This is a genomic window from Corallococcus llansteffanensis, assembly GCF_003612055.1.
Classification (GTDB): Bacteria; Myxococcota; Myxococcia; order Myxococcales; family Myxococcaceae; genus Corallococcus; species Corallococcus llansteffanensis.
On the sequence record NZ_RAWB01000252.1, the window covers coordinates 1 to 14,060 of the forward strand.

14 protein-coding genes are annotated in these 14,060 nt (G+C 71.0%); 7 read left to right on the top strand and 7 right to left on the bottom strand.

The genetic code is table 11. The features are described 5' to 3' along the window. From D7V93_RS22785 to purB, 3 genes are all read left to right on the top strand, one after another. Positions 1 to 812, top strand: an 812-nt coding sequence (locus D7V93_RS22785) for an SUMF1/EgtB/PvdO family nonheme iron enzyme (protein ID WP_147451278.1), incomplete at its 5' end; no start/stop codon positions are given. Beyond that, complete coding sequence (locus D7V93_RS22790; RefSeq protein ID WP_208723113.1) at positions 809 to 1,768, top strand: ABC transporter substrate-binding protein; 960 nt, start codon at positions 809 to 811, stop codon at positions 1,766 to 1,768. The genes D7V93_RS22785 and D7V93_RS22790, both read left to right, overlap by 4 nt. After that, complete coding sequence (purB, locus tag D7V93_RS22795) at positions 1,765 to 3,078, top strand: adenylosuccinate lyase (protein ID WP_120610963.1); 1,314 nt, start codon at positions 1,765 to 1,767, stop codon at positions 3,076 to 3,078. Before D7V93_RS22790 ends, purB begins: the two co-directional genes overlap by 4 nt. 36 nt (positions 3,079 to 3,114) lie before the next feature. Here purB and D7V93_RS22800 read toward each other — a convergent pair whose 3' ends face one another. Next, complete coding sequence (locus D7V93_RS22800; RefSeq protein WP_120645428.1) at positions 3,115 to 4,071, bottom strand: phosphoribosylaminoimidazolesuccinocarboxamide synthase; 957 nt, start codon at positions 4,069 to 4,071, stop codon at positions 3,115 to 3,117. A 76-nt stretch (positions 4,072 to 4,147) separates the two neighbouring features. Beyond that, complete coding sequence (locus D7V93_RS22805; protein ID WP_244237449.1) at positions 4,148 to 4,717, bottom strand: hypothetical protein; 570 nt, start codon at positions 4,715 to 4,717, stop codon at positions 4,148 to 4,150. A 74-nt stretch (positions 4,718 to 4,791) separates the two neighbouring features. Between D7V93_RS22805 and D7V93_RS22810 the strand changes: the two genes are divergently transcribed. Beyond that, positions 4,792 to 5,532, top strand: coding sequence for an RNA methyltransferase (locus D7V93_RS22810; protein WP_120645420.1), 741 nt, complete (start codon positions 4,792 to 4,794; stop codon positions 5,530 to 5,532). 19 nt (positions 5,533 to 5,551) lie between these two features. Here the strand turns inward: D7V93_RS22810 and D7V93_RS22815 are convergent, their stop codons facing one another. The 3 genes from D7V93_RS22815 to D7V93_RS22825 form a co-directional block, all read right to left on the bottom strand. Next, positions 5,552 to 5,821, bottom strand: coding sequence for a vegetative protein (locus tag D7V93_RS22815; protein WP_120645421.1), 270 nt, complete (start codon positions 5,819 to 5,821; stop codon positions 5,552 to 5,554). A 152-nt stretch (positions 5,822 to 5,973) separates the two neighbouring features. Beyond that, positions 5,974 to 7,248 carry a S1C family serine protease gene (locus D7V93_RS22820; RefSeq protein ID WP_120645422.1) on the bottom strand — a complete coding sequence of 425 codons (1,275 nt, stop codon included), beginning with the start codon at positions 7,246 to 7,248 and terminating at the stop codon, positions 5,974 to 5,976. Between the two features lie 102 nt (positions 7,249 to 7,350). Next, the gene (locus D7V93_RS22825; RefSeq protein ID WP_120645423.1) at positions 7,351 to 7,638 is read right to left on the bottom strand and encodes a hypothetical protein; all 288 of its coding nucleotides are present in this window, start codon (positions 7,636 to 7,638) and stop codon (positions 7,351 to 7,353) included. Positions 7,639 to 7,798: 160 nt separating this feature from the next. Here D7V93_RS22825 and D7V93_RS22830 point away from each other — a divergent pair, with 160 nt between their 5' ends. Together D7V93_RS22830 and D7V93_RS22835 are read left to right on the top strand one after the other, a co-directional pair. Further along, on the top strand, positions 7,799 to 8,815 hold the full coding sequence (locus tag D7V93_RS22830) for a CFI-box-CTERM domain-containing protein (RefSeq protein WP_244237451.1): 1,017 nt from the start codon (positions 7,799 to 7,801) through the stop codon (positions 8,813 to 8,815). Continuing rightward, on the top strand, positions 8,812 to 9,390 hold the full coding sequence (locus D7V93_RS22835) for a TlpA family protein disulfide reductase (protein ID WP_120645425.1): 579 nt from the start codon (positions 8,812 to 8,814) through the stop codon (positions 9,388 to 9,390). The genes D7V93_RS22830 and D7V93_RS22835 overlap by 4 nt, the downstream gene beginning before the upstream one ends. 57 nt (positions 9,391 to 9,447) lie before the next feature. Here the strand turns inward: D7V93_RS22835 and D7V93_RS22840 are convergent, their stop codons facing one another. Further along, positions 9,448 to 11,379: an OmpA family protein gene (locus tag D7V93_RS22840; protein WP_120645426.1), complete on the bottom strand. Its 1,932-nt coding sequence runs from the start codon at positions 11,377 to 11,379 to the stop codon at positions 9,448 to 9,450. Positions 11,380 to 11,529: 150 nt separating this feature from the next. On the opposite strand from D7V93_RS22840, the gene D7V93_RS22845 reads away from it, so the two are divergent. Beyond that, on the top strand, positions 11,530 to 12,552 hold the full coding sequence (locus D7V93_RS22845) for a DUF3616 domain-containing protein (protein ID WP_120645427.1): 1,023 nt from the start codon (positions 11,530 to 11,532) through the stop codon (positions 12,550 to 12,552). Between the two features lie 19 nt (positions 12,553 to 12,571). On the opposite strand, the gene D7V93_RS22850 is transcribed toward D7V93_RS22845, so the two are convergent. Continuing rightward, positions 12,572 to 14,060 (bottom strand): M16 family metallopeptidase (locus tag D7V93_RS22850; protein ID WP_147451279.1); only part of this gene is annotated, 1,489 nt, incomplete at its 5' end.

Below are 14,060 nucleotides of genomic sequence, written 5' to 3' on the forward strand. Positions count from 1 at the left end.
TCTCCGGCCTGCACACGCTGCCGACGACGCGCGCCACGCAGGCGAAGCCGGCCCGCTCGGGCCCCAGCTCGATGGTGTGGATGGTGGTCCTTGCCGTAATGGGCATCGTGCTGGGCGCCGGCGGCGGCTACCTCTGGCTGCGCCTGCGCCAGGCCCAGGCCGCGAAGAACGCGCCCGTTCCTCCCCCGCCCGGACCCTCCGCGGGCCTGGGGGCCTCGCTGAACTGTCCCGCCGGCATGCTCCCGGTGAGCGGCGGCAGCTTCAAGAAGGGGTCCTCCAAGGAGGACCAGCAGTCGTTCCGCTCCAGCGACGAGAGCCTCCTCGCCAGCGTCCCGGTGGAGTCGTTCTGCGTGGACGAGTTCGAGTTCCCCAACAAGCAGGGCCGCAAGCCGCGCGTGTCGGTGAACTGGCTCGATGCGAAGGGCCTCTGTGTCGAGGCCGGCAAGCGGCTGTGCACGGAGAACGAGTGGGAGAAGGCCTGCAAGGGCCCCGGCAACGCGCGCTTCTCCACCGGGGATTCGCTCGCGTCGTCCGCCTGCAACACCGGCACGGCCGAAGGGACGCCAGGGGCGCTCGCCGCCGCCGGCCAGTTCGGCGAGTGCCGCTTCAACTTCGGACCGTCGGACATGTCCGGCAACGCCGCCGAGTGGACCTCCACGCCGTTCCCGGGCAGCGACGACGACATGACCATCAAGGGCGGCTCCTTCGACAGCCCCAGCGACACGTCGCGGTGCGCCGCGCGCAAGCGGGGGGCCACCAGCCACAAGGACGCGAACCTGGGCTTCCGCTGCTGCGCCAACCCGCTGCCATGAGGGTCCCCGGGAAGCTCGCGCTCCTGGCGCTCCTGCTGCCCGCCGTCGTCCTCGCGCAGGCAACGCCGCGAAGCCCGGCCCGGCCCCGCGTGGTCGCGGTGAAGTCCTCCAGCCTCGCGCCCTATGCCTCCTTCCTCGCCGGCTTCGCGTCGGAGGCGCGCGCCGACGTCACCGAGGTGACGCTGGAAGAGAGCCCCACGGAGGCGGCGCGCGTCTTCAAGTCGCTCGCCGCGCAGAAGCCCGCGCTGGTGCTGGCCCTGGGCCCGCTCGCCGCCAACGCCGCACGGCGCTCGCTGGGCGGGGACGTGCCCGTGCTGTTCGCGATGGTGCCGTACCACGAGAAGTACGGCCTGGAAGCGCCGCACGTCACCGGCATCGCGCTCACCAGCGACTTCGGACCGGAGCTGGCCGCGCTCAAGGCCGTGGCGCCCGGGGCGAAGCGCGTGGGCATCCTGCATGACCCTCGCTCGTCCGCGGGCGCGGTGGCCCAGGCCCGGGCCGCGGGCGCCAGCCTGGGACTCAGCATCGTCCCGCTGGCCCTGGAGGCGCAGGAGCGCGCGGGCGAGGTGCTGGAGGGCGCGGCCGGGAAGGTGGACGGCCTGCTGATGGTTGCGGACAAGACCGTGGGCAATGCCTCCGTCGTCCAGGCGCTCATCGCCTTCAGCGCTTCGCGCCGCGTGCCGCTGGTGGCGCTCACGGCCAGCCAGGTGAAGGAGGGCGCGACGCTGGCCCTGTCGCCCGCCCCGCTGGCGCTCGGTCAGCAGGCGGGGAGGCTGGCCAACCGACTCATCCACGAGAAGGTCGACCCCGGCGCGCTGGCGGTGGCGCGGCCTGAAGGCATGGACCTCTCGTTCAACCTCACCGCCGCGAAGAAGTCAGGTCCGTCCTGTGACGTCGCGCTGGAAGTGCTCCGGTTCGCGGCGCGCCGGGACTTTGCCGTGAAGGTCTACGAGTGATTCCACGATACAGCCGTCAGGAGATGGCCTCCCTCTGGTCCGACGTCGCCCGCTACCGCCGCTGGCGCGACGTGGAGCTCGCCGCGCTGGAGGGCATGGTCGCGCAGGGACTCGCCCCGAAAGAAGCGCTGGCGGACTGCCTGGCCCGCGCCGGTGACTTCACCGCCGAGGATGCCGCGCGCATCGACGAAATCGAGCGCACCACCAAGCACGACGTCATCGCCTTCCTCACCTTCGTGGAGGAGCGCGTGGGGCCCAGCGCCCGCTGGCTGCACCTGGGCATGACGTCCTCGGACGTGCTGGACACGTCGCTGGGGCTCACCCTGCGCGACGCGGTGGACCTCATCCTCAAGGGCATGGACCGCGTGATGGCCGCGGTGGAGAAGCGCGCCTTCGAGCACAAGCACACGCTGCAGATGGGCCGCAGCCACGGCATCCACGCGGAGCCCATCACCTTCGGGCACAAGCTGGCCATCTGGTACGACGAGCTGCGCCGGGGTCGCACCCGCCTGGAGCACGCGCGCGACACCATCGCCGTGGGGAAGATCTCCGGCGCGGTGGGCACGTTCGCGCACCTGCCGCCCGCGGTGGAGGAGCACGTCTGCCAGAAGCTGGGCCTGAAGCCCGCGCCCGCCTCCAGCCAGGTGGTGCAGCGCGACCGGCACGCGGAGTTCTTCACCGCGCTCGCGCTCGTGGGCTCCAGCCTGGAGAAGTTCGCCGTCGAAATCCGTCACCTCCAGCGCACGGAGGTGCGCGAGGTGGAGGAGGCCTTCACGCCGGGCCAGAAGGGCTCCAGCGCGATGCCGCACAAGCGCAACCCCATCCTGTCGGAGAACCTCACCGGCCTCGCGCGCCTGCTGCGCGGCTACGCGGTGAGCGCGATGGAAGATGTGGCGCTGTGGCACGAGCGCGACATCTCCCACTCGTCCGTGGAGCGCGTCATCGGGCCGGACGCCACGGGGCTCCTGGACTTCATGCTCCACCGCTTCGCGGGGCTCGTGGAGAACATGCGCGTCTACCCGGAGCAGATGAAGAAGAACCTGGACCTGCTCGGCGGCGTCGTGAACTCGCAGCGGCTCTTGCTGGAGCTTGCGCGCAAGGGCATGGACCGGCAGGCCGCGTACGTCGTCGTCCAGCGCAACGCGATGAAGATGTTCGAGGAGGGCGTGGACTTCCGGCAGGCGCTGCTCGCGGACGCGGACCTGCTCAAGATGATGACGCCCGAGGAGATCTCCGACTGCTTCTCCCCGGGCTACCACACGCGCCAGATGGACGCGGTGTTCCAGCGCGTGTTCGGCCGCGCCAGCTAGGACACGGCCGCACTGCAAGACAACGGGGCGACGGGGCTACAGGTAGCCCTTCGCCCGCAGGTTCTGTTCGATGCGCGCGTGCACGTCCCCGGGCGTCAACTCCAGCGACGTGCCGGTGATGCGCTCGTAGGCGGCCACGTACTTGGTGGCCAGGTCCACGCGCACGTCGTCGGGGATGGCGGGCAGCGCGCCGTGGCCGGAGAAGTTCCGCTCGCGGATGAGCCACTGGCGGATGTTCTCCTTGTCCAGCATCCGCTGGTCCTCGCCCCTGGCGAAGCGCGCCTCGTACTCGTCCGCCACCCAGTAGCGGCTGGAGTCCGGGGTGTGCATCTCGTCGATGACGAACAGCTCGTCGCCCACCTTGCCGAACTCGTACTTGGTGTCCACGAGGATGAGGCCGCGCGTCCGCGCCCACTTCTGGCCCTCCTCGAACAGCCCCCGGGCGGCCTCGGTGATGCGGGCCCAGTCGCGCGGCGTGGCCAGCCCTCGCGCCAAGATCTCCTTCTCGGAGATGGGCTCGTCGTGCTTGCCGTACTCGGCCTTGGTGGACGGCGTGAGCAGCGGCGTGGGGAAGGCGCTGTCCTTGCGCAGCCCCTCCGGGAAGGGAATCCCGTAGGCGGTGTGCGTGCCCTTCTCGTAGTCGCGCCACAGGCTGCCCGTGAGGTAGCCGCGCACCACCACCTCCACGGAGAACGGCTCGCACGCGCGCGCCACGGTGACGTTCGCGTCGGGCACGTCCAGCACGTGGTTCTGGCAGATGTGCTTCGTGCGCTCGAACCAGAAGGCCGCCAGCCGGTTGAGCACCTCGCCCTTGAAGGGGATGGTGGTGAGCACGTGGTCGAACGCGGAGAGCCGGTCGCTCGTCACCAAGAGGAGCGTGTCGCCCTTGCGGTACGTGTCGCGGACCTTGCCCTTGTAGGGCTGGCCGAGCGTTGGCAGGTCCGTCTGCCGGAGCGTGTGGGAAAGCTGCGCGTGGAGGGCGGAGGTGTTCACGTCGGAGGCGCCTCGCGGCCCCGGCCACTCCGCCGGGAAGGGGCGGGAGCGGGGCCAGCTCATGAGGCGCGCGACTCTACTGGAGGCCCGCCGCCATGGAAGCAGGACCGTAGGCCGACGCCAGATAGAGGAACGCCGGGTTGATCCGCAGGATGCCGTCCACGTAGGCGACCGCGTACGGCGCGCCCGCGGCCCGGTCCACCTGCACCACGCCCTCCGGGTGGATGTCCCAGAGCGCCAGCAGCGTGCGCGCCACCAGCTCCGCGGCCTCGCGCTCCGACAGGCCCTGCAGGCTCTCCCGCCGGTCCTCCGGCCAACGCTCCGCCGCGCGACCGTCGAAGACGAACTGGAGGCCGCTGCCCGCGTCCGGCGGCTGGAGCAGGTCCGCGCGGGACTCGAAGCCCGGCGCCGCGACGAACTCGTTGCCCTGGATGATGGGGAACAGCGCCACGCCCTGCGCGGACTGCCCGGCCTCCTGCTCCGACTGGCGGGCGATGTCCCGGAACAGCTCCAGCCGGACGGCCGGGGACTCGAACTCCACCACCTCGGGCGAGCTGGTGAGGGCCTGCCGGGACGTGAGCGACGGACGCACGGGCGTGCCCGCGCCACCGCACGCGGTGGTGAGGAGCGACAGCGACAGGAGCAAGCCAGGGACCCAGCGACGCATCACACCGGGAATATACCGATCACCCAGATGCACCACCAGCTAAACTCGGGGGCATGCGTCCAGGTGCGGAGTTGACTGTCATCCTTCATCAGACCCGTTCACCCGACAACCTGGGGGCGGTCTGCAGGATCATGGCGAACTTCGACTTCCACCGCCTCATCCTGTCGGAGCCCATCACCCGCGACTTCAGCGGGGCGGAGCGTCTGGCGGTCAAAAGCGGCCACGTCCTGGAGGGCCTGGTCGTGGCGGACACGCTGACGGAGGCCGTGAAGGACTGCGTGTACGTCGTGGGCAGTACGTCGCGCACCCAGGTGGAGGGCCGCTCCCCGCTGACGCCCGAGGAGGCGGCGCGGCGGCTGGCGGAGGAGAGCAAGCGGGGCCGGGTGGCGCTGCTGTTCGGGGGTGAGCAGCGCGGCCTGTCCGACGAGGACCTGACGCACTGCGCGGACGTGCTCGTCATCCCCACGTCGGAGGTGCAGCCGTCCATGAACCTGGCGCAGTCCGCGTCGGTGCTGCTGTACCTCTGCCACCGTCAGGGCGTGGAGCCGTCCGGCCCGCCCGCGGCGGAGCCCGGCGCCCGGCTGGGGACGCTGAGCGCCCTGAGCACGCGCATGAAGGAGACGCTGCTGGCGGCGGACTTCCTCAACCGGCAGGCGCCGGAGCACGTGCTGCACGAGCTGGAGCAGACGTTGATGCGCTCGAAGCTGACCCAGCGGGAGGCGGAGCTGTGGCTCAACGCCTTCAAGCACCTGGGCCGCGCCATGGCGCCGGGAGCAAAGCCCGGCGCCACGTGAAGCGGGAACGACGGGCGACTTAAGCCGCCGCGTCCTTCTTGTAGGTCTCGGCGTAGTGCTTCTCGCACAGGCCGCCCTTGAGGACCTTGATGCGGCACTCCGGCTTGGAGCACACGCGGTAGCGCGAGTGCGGCAGCTCGCCCTGGCGCCACTTCTTGAAGTGGAAGAAGCAGTAGTTCTTGGCGCGGTAGGGGCGCTTGCAGCCCTCCACGGTGCACGCCTTCTTGCCGTTGCCCTTGGCCGTGCGCGGCCAATGGGTGGACTTCTTCGTCTGGGTGGCCTCGGCCATGGTGCGGATTCTCCTGCGAAACGATGCGCGAATGACCCGCGGCGCCCATTTGAATGGAACCCGCCGCAGTGTGTAGGGCGCACGGTGTATCGCCCGATTTCGCGGAACGCAAGGAGGCTGGCGGCCCGGGAGGGCCCCGGGCGCACGGCCTGTCAGGGGACGGGCATGCCCTCCGCCGTGGCGGAAGCGGCGCCGGAGCCGGTACCGGAGCCGCCAGTGGCCTGGGTGCCCGCCGGCCCGGTCTTGGCGCGCGGCACTGGCGACAGCAACTCCTCCAGGACGGACTTCGCCCCGGCGGAGCGCTCGCCCGGAGCGGCGCCCGAGGCGAGGGTGGCGGGGGGCGCTTCTTCCGGCACGAAGGGCAGGTCGTCCAGCTTCACCCGGACCGTCAGGGGGCGGCCCACCCGGCGCACCTGGAGCCGGATGTGCTGGCCCACGCCGCGCGCGGCCACCTGCCAGCGCAGCGTGTGAGCGCGCTCCACGGAGCGGCGGTCCATGTCGAGGATGACGTCGCCGGCCCTGAGGCCCGCGCGGGCGGCCGGCCCGTCCTCCACGACGTCCGTCACCACGACGCCCCGACCTCGCGGCATCAGGTTGAACGCCGCGGCCACCTCCGGGGAGAAGTCCTGCACGCTGATGCCAATCCACCCGCGGCGCATGCGCCCGTGCGCCTTGAGCTGCGGAATCACCGTCTTGGCGATGTCGATGGGGATGGCGAACCCGATGCCCTGGCCCGACACGTTGACGGCGTTGGCCACCGCCACCACGTCGCCGTGCAGGTCCAGCACCGGGCCGCCGGAGTTGCCCGGGTTGATGGACGCGTCCATCTGCAGGTAGTCGAAGTCGCCGTCGCGCCCGTTGGGCGTCACGTCGGTGCGGCCCAGGTAGCTCACCACGCCCACCGTCACGGAGTGCGCCAGGCCAAACGGGTTGCCGATGACGACGACCCAGTCCGCGATGCCCACGTGCGACGCGGACGCGAGCTTGAGCACCGGCAGCTTCCGGGGCGCGTCCACCTTGAGGAGCGCGCAGTCGGTGCGCTCGTCCTCGCCCACGATGGTCGCGGGGAACTCCTCCACGTACCCGTTGGCGCTGCGCACGGAGATGGTCACCTCCGAGGCGCCCTCCACCACGTGCGCGCTGGTGAGGATGTAGCCGTCCGGGTGGATGATGAACCCGGAGCCGATGCCGCGCTGCGGCTCCTCACCGGGGGGCACGTCGGCGCTGTCCTGGCGCGTGGTGATGGACACCACGGCGGGCATCGCCTTGCGGGCCACCTCGCTGATGTTGGAGTGCTGCCGGGAAACGGCGCGGTTCTTCGCCTCCAACCACAGCCTGTTATCCCTTGCCTCGGCACGCGCTGTTGCCCCCAGTGCGCATGCCAACACCGCTGCCTTGATGACGCCCCCGACCTGCGTCCAACCCATGGGCCCGCCTCTCCACCACCATCCACCCAACGCCCCGGCGCAATCTAGGAACGGCCCGGGGCGGGCGGAAGGGGGAGGGCGTGCGATCAGCCCGCGGGGGCCCTACTTCTTCTTGGCGATGATGTTGTTGATGGCCGCGCGGTCCTCGGCGGTGATGCGCTCGCGCGGCTGGGCGGGGTTGGCGGACTTCTGGGACACCGCCTGCCGGGCGTCGTCCAGCGCGTCCTCGACGCCGCTCTTCACCTTGTCCATCGCCGAAGGGTTCACCGTGCGCTTCCAGGTGCGCTCGATGTGCTCCAGCGGGGAGCGGCCGTCCACGTTGCCCCGCGCGAGGAAGACGCCCAGGCCCACCGCGCACGCTGTCCAGACCAGGAACTTCAACACGCCCATGATTCACATCCTCCTACCTCGTCTTACATCGGTGTCGTGGCCCTGGCGAGTTTCCGACCGCGGCGGCGGGAGTCGCTGACAGGGGGCGTGCGGGCCCTTAAGGTCCGGGGCCTTGCAGCCCGAAGAACTGATGAGGGCCGCCCAGACGCGGGCGGCGGGAATGGATGTGGGGCGGGGGGACGCGGCGGTGGAGCGCGTGCGCACCCTGGCCTCGGCGCTGTTCGCGAAGCTGCCGGAGCCCCCGGTGTACCGGCGGGCGGAGGACCCGTCGCGCAAGGCGGCCCAGGCGCTGCTGCCGGAGATGGAGCGGGTGCTGGCGGAGGCCCTGGCGGTGGCGCGCGAGCCGGCGGTGTCGCCGCTGGTGGACCGGCTGGTGGCGGCGCTGAGCGCGCACGCGGAGGCGCTGACGCACACGGCGGACGGCCGGCTGGAGGCGGCGGAGCTGGCGTGGCGCCGGGCGCAGGAATTGGAACGCGCGGCGCACCCCACGCGGCAGATGGTGGGCCAGCCGTCGCGGCCGCCGCCGGTGTTCGACAAGGGAAGCGGCCAGTCGCGCTACGACCCGCGCAACGCGCCCCAGGCGAGCGTGAAGCTGATGTGCCCCAACACCGGCTGCAAGCGGATGGGGGACTACGCCTTCCTGCCGACGCACGCGTACCACCGCTTCGTGTGCCCGGTGTGCAAGGTGCCCTTCATGGCCTACTTCGGGGAGCTGAAGGGGCTGGAGGTGGAGCACCGGCGCAGCTCCAAGCGCTACCGCTTCACGGTGGATGAAGTGGCCAGCGCCGTCACGACGCGCATCGACTTCGAGGAGGCCGGGGGGCAGGAGTTCCCGGCGGCGCGGCGCGACCTGCTGGCGTTCCTCTATACGGAGCAGCGCGAGCTGAAGGTCGTGGTGAACCTCACCAACATGAAGCTGATGTGGGTGAGCCCCGCGTCCTCCTGCTTCGTGGTGACGGCGGCCTTTGGCGAGGGGGCCCAGGAACTGGTGGCGTTCCGCGCGTTCCGCGACGACGTGCTCCGGAAGAGTTGGCTCGGCCAGGGGTTCATCGACGGTTACTATCACTGGGGACCTCCGCTGGCGGCCTGGGTGGTGCGTCGGCCGCGCGTGCGGGCCGGGGTGCGCTGGGCCTTGAAGCGGGTGCACGGCCGCCTGACACGAAGGGAACGCGGATGACACAGCAGGCTGGGACCGAGGGAGTGAAGCCGCCGGGCTCGCGCGGAGACGGCGCCAAGACGGTGCTCTCCGTGGTGGCGGTGCTGGGGCTGGGGGCGCTGGCGTTCCTGGGCGTGCGCGAGGCGCAGCGCAAGCGGCTGGTGCCGGACGGGATGGAGCCGCCGTCCTTCCAACTCGCGAAGCACGAGGGCGGCTCGCTGGCGCTGTCGGACCTGAAGGGCCGGGTGGTGATGCTCGACTTCTGGGCCACCTGGTGTCCGCCGTGCCGCGAGGAGATGCCCTCGCTGGTGAAGCTGGCCAAGGAGTACGAGTCCCAGGGGCTCGTCTTCGTGGCGGCCAGCCGGGACGACGGCGCGACGGCGAAGGAGGAGGTGGACTACTTCCTCCAGCGCTTCCAGCCGGAGCTGCGGCCCTACGTCGTCTACGCGGACGACGACGTGGCGCGGGCCTTCCAGGTGAACGCGCTGCCGACGCTCTACTTCCTGGATGCGGACGGCAAGGTGATGGACGCCCAGCGCGGCATGCTCTCCGAGGACGGCCTTCGCCGTCGCATCGAGCGCGCGCTGAAGAAGTAGTCCTCCCGTCGTGAAGCGGGGACGGCCCCTGTTCCGGGCCGTCCCGTGTCTCCCGCGCTACTTCTTGGTGGCTGGCTTGGCGGGCGGAGTCGCTGCCGGCGGCGTGGCCTGGGTCTTCGGCGCGGGGGCCGGCGGGGCCTGCGCACCGGGCGCGGGAGGTCCGCCCAGCCCGGGCAGCGGCTGGGTGCCCGGCGGAGGCGGCTGGCCGTTGGGCACGATGGTCTCACGCGGGCCGCTCTCCAGCTCCGACTTGACCAGCTTGAAGTCGACGCGCCGGTTCTTCGCGCGGCCCAGGGCCGTGTCGTTGGTGTCGATGGGCCGGTCGAACCCGAAGCCCTGCGACGTCAGGCGCTTACGGTCGATGCCCTTCTTGACCAGGTAGTCGAGCACCGACTTCGCGCGCTTGTTGGACAGGTCCACGTTCAGTGCGCGCGCGCCCTTGTTGTCCGTGTGCCCTTCAATCTGCACCGGCCCCAGCGTCGGGTTCTTGGCGAGCACCGACGCCACCTCGTCCAGCAGCGGGTACGACTGCTTCTGGATGATGGCGGAGCCCGTCTCGAAGAGGATGTTGCCCTTGATGCGGATGCGGTCCGACTCCACGACCACGTAGGGCGGGGCGTCGTACGGGCAGCCGTTGTTCTCCGGCGGGCCGGCCACGTCGGGGCAGTCGTCCTCGCCGTCCGGGATCTCATCCATGTCCGTGTCCGGGCAGCCGTCGAAGTCCTTCAGGCCGGGCACGTCCGGGCACTTGTCCAGCTTGTCGACGATGCCGTCGCCGTCGGTGTCCTTCTCCGGCTCCTCCGGGCAGCCCTTGAGCGCCACGGTGCCCTTCACGCTGGGGCACGCGTCGTCGCCGTCCGCCACGCCGTCGCCGTCGTTGTCCGGATCCGGGCAGCCGTCGTAGTCCTCGAAGTCGTCCTTGTCCTCGGGCTGGGTGGGGCAGCGGTCGCGCGCGTCGGGCACGCCGTCGTTGTCCGAGTCCTGGCCGGACTGGTCATAGCGCAGCGCCAGCATGACCCGCAGGGCCTCGCGGCCGTAGCCGGTGTTGACGTTGAGGCCTCGGCCCACGTCCAGCTCCACGCCCCAGTTGCCCCACACCTTCGCGCGCGCGCCGACGAGCAGCTCCCACGGCGTCTTGAGCGAATCCGACTGGTCGAAGTTGAACGGGCGCACCAGCGGCGTGCGCAGGTGCATCTCCGCCACGCCCTGCACCTCGCGCAGCCGGCCCACGTCCGGCAGGTCCACGATGCCGCCCGCGCCCAGCGTCAGCTCGTCGTCCACGCGCAGGTTCAGGTACTGCGCCGCGGGGCGCAGCAGCACGCCCACGTTGCCGAGCACCCGCAGGGGCAGGGGCCCCACCTTCCAGTCCACCGCCAGGCGCGGGGCGAACACCACGCCGCGCTCGCCGGTGAAGCTCTGCGCGCTGCCGGTGGGCAGGCGCACCTCCGTCACCACCGCGAGCCCCACCGGGAAGCGGTTCGGGTTCAGCAGGTTCACGCGCGGCAGGAGCCGCAGGTCGCCCAGCGTGGTGCTGCTGACGCCCGCGGCGCCGGGGAAGTCCGGCGCGTTCAGCGCGTCCCCCAGGAGCGAGAAGTTGTCGCCCTGGATGAGCGTGAAGGGCATGTCCACGCCCAGCTCCAACCGCTCCAGGAGCTGGTAGGAGAAGAGCAGGTGCGCGTCCAGCCGGTACGGCAAGAGGTCGCCCAGCTTCTCGTCGCCCAGCTTCAGGGCGAGGATGCGCCAGTTGAAGTCCAGGAGCAGCGCGCCGCGGTAGCTGCCCACCGGTTCGGCGGTGGCGCCTTCCAACGCGATGCCGCTGGACAGCGCGGCCGTGGGTTTGACGGGAACGGCGTCGAAGCCGCGGGAGAACGGATCGGGCTGCGCGTGGGCCGCTGCCGTGGTGAGCAGCAGGCCCAGGGCCGCGAGCCGGATGGCTGCGCCGCACGCGGACCGGCTCCACGAAACGTACCCGGAGTCGGGGCATTGCATGCTGAGGCTCTTAGCACCCACCTTCCCATGCCGGAAGAAAACCCACGCAGACGGGGGCGCACTACAGCCCTGTTCCATTTCTACAATTGCTGCCTTTCTGCGCGGCCTTCCGGGTTCCCGGTGGTGGGAGGCCATGCGTAAGAAAGGGCCATGAAACGCTGGCTCCTGTGGGGATGTGTCCTGGTGGCGGGCTGCGGCTCCCGCGAGGCGAACGTGCGGCGCGACGCCGTCCCAGCACCTGTTGTCGAGCCCGAGGGCACGGTCGTCTTCGAGGGAAGCTGTGACGCGTCCGGCGCGGTGGACCTGGGCACGGGCTTGTTCGTGGTGGCGGACGACGAGGACAACATCCTGCGCATCTACGACGCGCGCGAAGGCGGCCGTCCGCTGAGGACGGTGGACCTGTCGCCGTCGCTGGCGCTGCCCGCGAAGAAGAAGCCGCCGGAGACGGACATCGAGGCGGGCTCGCGGCTGGGGAACCTGGCTTTCTGGCTCACGTCGCATGGCCGCAACAGCTCCGGCAAGAAGCAGCCCGCGCGCCTGCGCTTCTTCGCCACCAGCGCCGAAGACGCGGACCATGTCCAGCTCATCGGGCAGCCGTACACGAACCTGCTGGAGGACCTGCTCGCGGATCCGGCGCTGAAGCCCTACAGGCTGGCGGAGGCGGAGCCGCTGCCGCCGAAGCAGGCCGGGGGCCTCAACATCGAGGGCCTGACGGCGATGCTGGACGCGCCCGGAATGCTCATCGGCTTCCGGAGCCCGCTGACTCAAGGGCGGGCGCTGGTGGTGCCGCTGCTCAACCCGGAGGCAGTGGTGCGCGAGGGCGTGGCCGCGCGCTTCGGAGCACCGCGGTTGCTCGACCTGGGCGGCCTGGGCATCCGCTCGCTGTCGTCGTGGCGGGGCCGCTACCTCATCATCGCGGGGGCCACCGCGTCCGAGGCGCGCTCGCGGCTGTTCACCTGGAAGGGCGGGGAGGACACGCCGGTGCCGGTGGAGTCCGTGGACCTGTCGCGGCTGAACCCGGAGGCGTTCTTCACGCCGGATGCGTCGGACGACATCCTGCTCTTGAGCGACGACGGCACCGTCACGCGCGAGGGCGTGGAGTGCAAGCGCCAGAAGGATCCGGCGCTCAAGCGCTTCCGCGGCGTGTGGACGACACTGCCGCGAAGCCCCTGAGCGCCGGAAGGGAACCGCTTCAGCGCTCCATGAAGCCCGAGGCCGGGACGACCTGGAGGGCGTCCGGGCGCACCGGCAGCTTCTGCTGGATGAGGGCCTCATCCAGCTTCAGCAGCTCCGGCGCCTTGGGCGACGCGTAGGTGATGGGCGACGGCGCGCCGGACTTGAGCGCCTGCGCGAGCCCTTCCGCGTCCTCCGTCACGAACACGAACGCGAGCTTCTCCGGCTGGAGCTGCCGGCGCACGGCGGCGTTCACGGACTCGGGCGTCATCGTGGCCAGGGCCTTGCGGTAGGCCTCCAGGAAGTCGGGCGTGCCGTAGAAGAGCGAGTCGATGGCGTAGCCCAGGCGGCGCTGGTCGCTCTGCTCCCACAGGCGCGTGTAGCCCTGGAGGAAGCCGCGCACCAGGTCGAAGCGCTCCTGCGTGAGGGGCTCCTTCGCCATCCGGTCCAGGAAGTACACCGTGCCTCGCGTGGCGAACACGGCGTTGGCGGGCACGACGGGGCGCAGCCACAGGGACACGTCCTGCTGGGTGCGCACGAGGTTCGTGCGGTTGAAGGTGCCGTTGCCCCGGTCCTCGATGAAGTGCTCGACGTAGGCGTAGTCGCCGTAGTTGAGGCCGCGCTGCTCGCGCAGCTCGTTGAAGAGCACGCCGATGAACTGGCGGTGCTCGCCCAGGTTCGACAGCGCGAACGCCACGGGGAAGAAGTCGGGGTCGCCGCGTCGCAGCGGCGTCACGAAGCCCATGCTCACGGCGGTGGAGAGCGTGGGCTTCTGGAGGATGAGCGTGCGGCCGGCGGCGGACGGCACGGGCGGCAGCTCCACGCGCGGCGCGCCCGTGGCGGGCAGTGCGCCCAGGCGCGTGGTGACGGACTGCTGGAGCCCCGCGTCCACCGGGCCCGCGAGCCCGATGACGAGCCGGTCCTGGGTGAAGACGCGGCGCGCGTGCGCCTTCACGTCATCGAGCGTGAGCGACTGGAGCCCCTGCACGGTGCCGCCGGTGAAGTGGGCGTAGGGGTGGCCCTCATAGAGCAGCGCGTCCAGGCCCACCTTGCCCAGCGTCTCGTCGTCCTCGCTGCGCAGGCCGTTGCGCACGGCATTGAGCGCGTTGGCGCGCAGGCGCTCGAACTCGCCGGCGTCGAAGCGGGGCTCGAGCAGCGTGTCGGTGAACAGCTCCAGGAAGCGCGGCAGGAAGTCCCGGTGGACGCGGCCGGACAGGGTGGTCAGCTCCTTGTCCGAGAACACCTTGAGCTCGGCGGCCATGGGGTAGAGCGCCTCCAGCAGCTGCGCGGAGGTGAGCTTCCGCGTGCCGCCTTCCGCCATCAGCTTCGCGGTGAGGGCCGTGAGGCCCTCTTTGCCCTTCGGATCATCGATGGAGCCCGTGTGGAAGACGAGCCGCAGGCTGACAATCGGCGTGTCCTGCCGGGCCTGCACGACGAGCTCCATCGGCTTGGGCTGCTTCAGCGGCACGGCCTGCACGCCTTCGGGCTTCGCGGCGGTGGTGGCCGGA

Excerpts from the sequence above, each read along its gene's own strand:
- D7V93_RS22835 (WP_120645425.1), top strand. The coding sequence starts at position 8,812 with ATGACACAGCAGGCTGGGACCGAGGGAGTGAAGCCGCCGGGCTCGCGC.
- D7V93_RS22810 (WP_120645420.1), top strand. The coding sequence starts at position 4,792 with ATGCGTCCAGGTGCGGAGTTGACTGTCATCCTTCATCAGACCCGTTCA.
- D7V93_RS22840 (WP_120645426.1), bottom strand. The coding sequence starts at position 11,379 with ATGCAATGCCCCGACTCCGGGTACGTTTCGTGGAGCCGGTCCGCGTGC.
- D7V93_RS22830 (WP_244237451.1), top strand. The coding sequence starts at position 7,799 with ATGGATGTGGGGCGGGGGGACGCGGCGGTGGAGCGCGTGCGCACCCTG.
- D7V93_RS22790 (WP_208723113.1), top strand. The coding sequence starts at position 809 with ATGAGGGTCCCCGGGAAGCTCGCGCTCCTGGCGCTCCTGCTGCCCGCC.
- D7V93_RS22820 (WP_120645422.1), bottom strand. The coding sequence starts at position 7,248 with ATGGGTTGGACGCAGGTCGGGGGCGTCATCAAGGCAGCGGTGTTGGCA.
- D7V93_RS22815 (WP_120645421.1), bottom strand. The coding sequence starts at position 5,821 with ATGGCCGAGGCCACCCAGACGAAGAAGTCCACCCATTGGCCGCGCACG.
- D7V93_RS22825 (WP_120645423.1), bottom strand. The coding sequence starts at position 7,638 with ATGGGCGTGTTGAAGTTCCTGGTCTGGACAGCGTGCGCGGTGGGCCTG.
- D7V93_RS22845 (WP_120645427.1), top strand. The coding sequence starts at position 11,530 with ATGAAACGCTGGCTCCTGTGGGGATGTGTCCTGGTGGCGGGCTGCGGC.